We start from the raw sequence: 4,097 nt of genomic DNA on the forward strand, positions 1-4,097 counted from the left end.
GGGCACGCGCGGCATACGGTGAGGGCATGGCCCTCGGCGACCTTCCCCCGTCGGCGGCATGGCGACACGTCGGTGGCCGGGTCGGCTCCGAGGTGGCCTTCTTCACCCGGCAGGCGTCCGGGTGGTTGATGGCCGGGAGCACCAGCGCGGTGGAGGAGCGCGTGCCGTGGCACGCCACCTACGAGGTCCACGTCGCTGCCGACCGGACGACCCGTCGCGTCCTTGTCGCCCTCAGCTCGGCCGGTGTCGCGCGCGCCGTGGAGGTCGTGGCCGACGGGACCGGCCGGTGGTGGGTCGACGGGACACCCCGCGACGACCTCGACGGCTGCCTCGACCTGGATCTCGAGTTCTCCGTCGTGACCAACACCCTGCCCGTCCGCCGGGGCCCGACAGAGTTCGACTACACCGCACCGGTGTTCGGCGCGGCCTTTCGGCTCTCGTATGCCGAGGACCTCCTCGTGCGGGACTACCCCGGTCTCGCGGTGCGCGAGCACTGACCCCCGGCACCCCGGCGCGCGCACGACCTCAGCGGTTGGGGGGACCAGCGGCTCGGGGGAGTAGCGTCCGGGACGTGGCATTCGACGTCGACGGCGCGGCATACCAACGCTTCATGGGGGCGTTCTCGGACCTGCTGTCGGGCCCGTTCGCGGACCTCGCCGGGGTGCGAGCGGGTTCCGGACAGCGGGCGGCGGACGTGGGGTGCGGGACCGGCGCTCTCAGCGCCGAGCTCGTCGGCCGGCTCGGCCCGGGTGCAGTGGTCGCGGCCGACCCCTCGACGTCCTTCGTCACGGCCGCCCGCGAGCGGCTCCCCGGGGTCGACGTCAGCGAGGCCGCGGCCGAGCAGCTGCCCTGGGAGGACTCGGAGTTCGACGTCACCCTGGCCCAGCTCGTCGTGCACTTCATGGCCGACCCCGGGGCGGGCCTCCGGGAGATGGTCCGCGTCACGCGGCCCGGTGGTGTCGTCGCCGCCACCGTCTGGGACTTCGGCGGCGCCCGCGCCCCGCTCTCGACCTTCTGGCGGGCGGTCCTTGACCTCGATCCGGACGCCGCGACCGAGGACGCCCTGGCCGGCGCACGGTCGGGCGACCTCGTCACCCTGCTGAGGGACGCCGGGCTGCGAGACGTCGAACAGGCCGAGCTGCACGTCAGTCGCGCCTATCCGGGCTTCGACGCCTGGTGGGAGACCTACACGCTGGGCGTGGGGCCGGCGGGGGACCACGTCGCGAAGCTCGACGCGATGGCGCGCACCCGGCTGCGGCGGCGCTGCCGGGAGATTCTGCCGACGGGGCCGTTCACGATCGACGCCGTCGCCTGGGCGGCTCGCGGGGTGCGCCGCCCGAACGGGCACAACTAGCCAGCCGGGCCCGTTCGTCACCTGTCCCCCCGAAGTGCCTGTTCGACCGGTGCACGCGCGGACGATTAGGGCACTTGAGCCGCCCGCTGATAACCTGAGCATCGCCGTACGACGGCCGCGGATCGAGAGAGCCCAGGTGGACCTGCCCTGGCGCACCGCGCACCTAGCAGAGAAGGAGTCGGTCGCTCATGCCACTGGCACTTGACGTGAAGAAGTCCATCATGACCGAGTACGCCACGGTCGAGGGTGACACCGGTTCCCCCGAGGTCCAGGTCGCGCTCCTCACGCAGCGCATCAAGGACCTCACCGAGCACTCCAAGACGCACAAGCACGACCACCACAGCCGGCGCGGCCTGCTGCTCCTGGTCGGCCGCCGTCGTCGGCTCCTGCGTTACCTCGAGAACGTCGACGTCGAGCGCTACCGCTCGTTGATCAAGCGTCTCGGGCTGCGCCGATAAACGTCATGACGAGATGGCGGCTTTCGCTGATTTTATGGCGAGGGCCGCCTTTCGCATGAGTGGCCACGAGACCGGTTGGCCGGTCTGAAAGCCACCGCACGAACGCCTGCGCACAACGATGATGCGCACGGCTTGGATAGAGAGAAATGGAGGACCCATGGAGGGTCCAGAGATCACGTTCGCCGAAGCCGTCATTGACAACGGCAAGTTCGGCACCCGCACCGTCCGGTTCGAGACCGGGCGCCTGGCCAAGCAGGCCGGTGGCGCCGTCACGGCATACCTCGACGACGACACGATGCTGCTCAGCACGACCGCGGCCGGCAAGCAGCCGCGCGAGGGCTTCGACTTCTTCCCCCTGACCGTGGACGTCGAAGAGCGCATGTACGCCATCGGCAAGATCCCCGGGTCGTTCTTCCGTCGTGAGGGTCGCCCCTCGACCGAGGCGATCCTCACCTGCCGCCTCATCGACCGCCCGCTGCGCCCGACCTTCAAGAAGGGTCTGCGCAACGAGGTCCAGGTCGTCATCTCGGTGTTCGCGCTGAACCCCGACCACCAGTACGACGTGCTCGCGATCAACGCCGCCAGCGCCTCGACGCAGATCTCCGGCCTGCCGTTCTCCGGCCCGATCGGTGGCGTGCGTGTCTCGCTCATCGACGGCCAGTGGGTCGCGTTCCCGAACTTCTCCGACATCGAGAAGTCGGTCTTCGACATGGTCGTCGCCGGTCGTGTCGTCCCGGGCACGTCCGGTGAGGCCGACGACGTCGCCATCATGATGGTCGAGGCCGAGGCCACCGAGTCCACCTGGGACCTGGTCAAGAACCAGGGCGCGGGCGCCCCCACCGAGGAGATCGTGGCCGAGGGCCTCGAGGCCTCGAAGCCGTTCATCGCCCAGCTGTGCAAGGCCCAGGCCGAGCTCGCTGCCGCGGCGGCCAAGCCGGTCCAGGACTTCCCCGTCTTCCTCGACTACGAGGACGACGCGTATGCCGCCGTCGAGGGTCACGTCCAGAGCGACCTCACCGCGGCGCTGCAGATCGCCGGCAAGTCCGAGCGCGAGGACCGTCTCGACGAGATCAAGGACGCCATGAAGGGCGCCCTCGGCAGCGACGGGGCGGCCTTCGAGGGTCGCGACAAGGAGCTCTCCGCGGCCTACCGGTCGGTGCAGAAGAAGCTCATCCGCCAGCGCATCCTCACCGACGGGGTCCGCATCGACGGGCGGGGTCTGCGGGACATCCGCGCCCTCTCGGCCGAGGTCGAGGTGCTCCCGCGGGTGCACGGCTCCGCCATCTTCGAGCGCGGCGAGACCCAGATCATGGGTGTCACCACGCTGAACATGCTGAAGATGGAGCAGCAGCTCGACACGCTGTCCCCGGTGCACAAGAAGCGCTACATGCACAACTACAACTTCCCGCCCTACAGCACCGGTGAGACCGGCCGCGTCGGGTCGCCGAAGCGTCGCGAGATCGGGCACGGGGCGCTCGCGGAGCGGGCCATCCTGCCGATCCTGCCGGCCCGCGAGGAGTTCCCCTACGCGATCCGTCAGGTCTCCGAGGCCCTCAGCTCCAACGGCTCGACGTCGATGGGCTCGGTCTGCGCATCGACCCTCTCCCTGCTGAACGCCGGTGTGCCACTGCGCGCCCCGGTCGCCGGCATCGCGATGGGCCTGGTCTCGGACGAGGTGGACGGCGAGACGCGGTATGCCGCCCTCACCGACATCCTCGGCGCCGAGGACGCCTTCGGTGACATGGACTTCAAGGTCGCCGGCACCAAGGAGTTCGTGACCGCGATCCAGCTCGACACCAAGCTCGACGGCATCCCCGCGTCGGTCCTGGCGAGCGCGCTGACCCAGGCCCGCGAGGCCCGGCTGCACATCCTCGACGTAATGGCCGAGGCCATCGACGTGCCTGACGAGATGTCGCCCTACGCCCCGCGGATCATCACGGTGCAGGTCCCGGTCGACAAGATCGGTGAGGTCATCGGCCCGAAGGGCAAGATGATCAACCAGATCCAGGACGACACGGGCGCCGACATCTCCATCGAGGACGACGGCACGGTCTACATCGGCGCTGTCGACGGTCCCTCGGCGGAGGCTGCGCGCGCGGCGATCAACGCGATCGCCAACCCGCAGATGCCGGAGATCGGTGAGCGCTTCATGGGCACCGTCGTGAAGACGACGACGTTCGGCGCGTTCATCTCGCTCCTGCCCGGCAAGGACGGTCTGCTGCACATCTCCGAGGTGCGCAAGCTCGTCGGCGGGAAGCGGATCGACAACGTCGACGACGTCCTCA

4 protein-coding genes are annotated in these 4,097 nt (G+C 69.7%); all 4 read left to right on the forward strand.

Annotated elements, in window-relative coordinates; all coding sequences use genetic code 11:
- On the forward strand, positions 1–497 hold a 497-nt coding region (locus tag Q0R63_RS18330; RefSeq protein ID WP_295700539.1), incomplete at its 5' end, for a putative glycolipid-binding domain-containing protein.
- 74 nt (positions 498–571) lie between these two features.
- On the forward strand, positions 572–1,354 hold the full coding sequence (locus Q0R63_RS18335) for a methyltransferase domain-containing protein (RefSeq protein WP_295700541.1): 783 nt from the start codon (positions 572–574) through the stop codon (positions 1,352–1,354).
- A gap of 188 nt (positions 1,355–1,542) precedes the next feature.
- On the forward strand, positions 1,543–1,812 hold the full coding sequence (rpsO, locus tag Q0R63_RS18340) for a 30S ribosomal protein S15 (protein WP_295700544.1): 270 nt from the start codon (positions 1,543–1,545) through the stop codon (positions 1,810–1,812).
- A 157-nt stretch (positions 1,813–1,969) separates the two neighbouring features.
- Positions 1,970–4,097 (forward strand): polyribonucleotide nucleotidyltransferase (locus Q0R63_RS18345; protein WP_295700547.1); only part of this gene is annotated, 2,128 nt, incomplete at its 3' end.

The sequence above is a fragment of the Lapillicoccus sp. genome (genome assembly GCF_025353065.1).
GTDB lineage: Bacteria > Actinomycetota > Actinomycetes > Actinomycetales > Dermatophilaceae > Lapillicoccus.

Bases quoted from the DNA above. Each gene is read 5' to 3' on its own strand.
- rpsO (WP_295700544.1), top strand. From the start codon at position 1,543: ATGCCACTGGCACTTGACGTGAAGAAGTCCATCATGACCGAGTACGCC.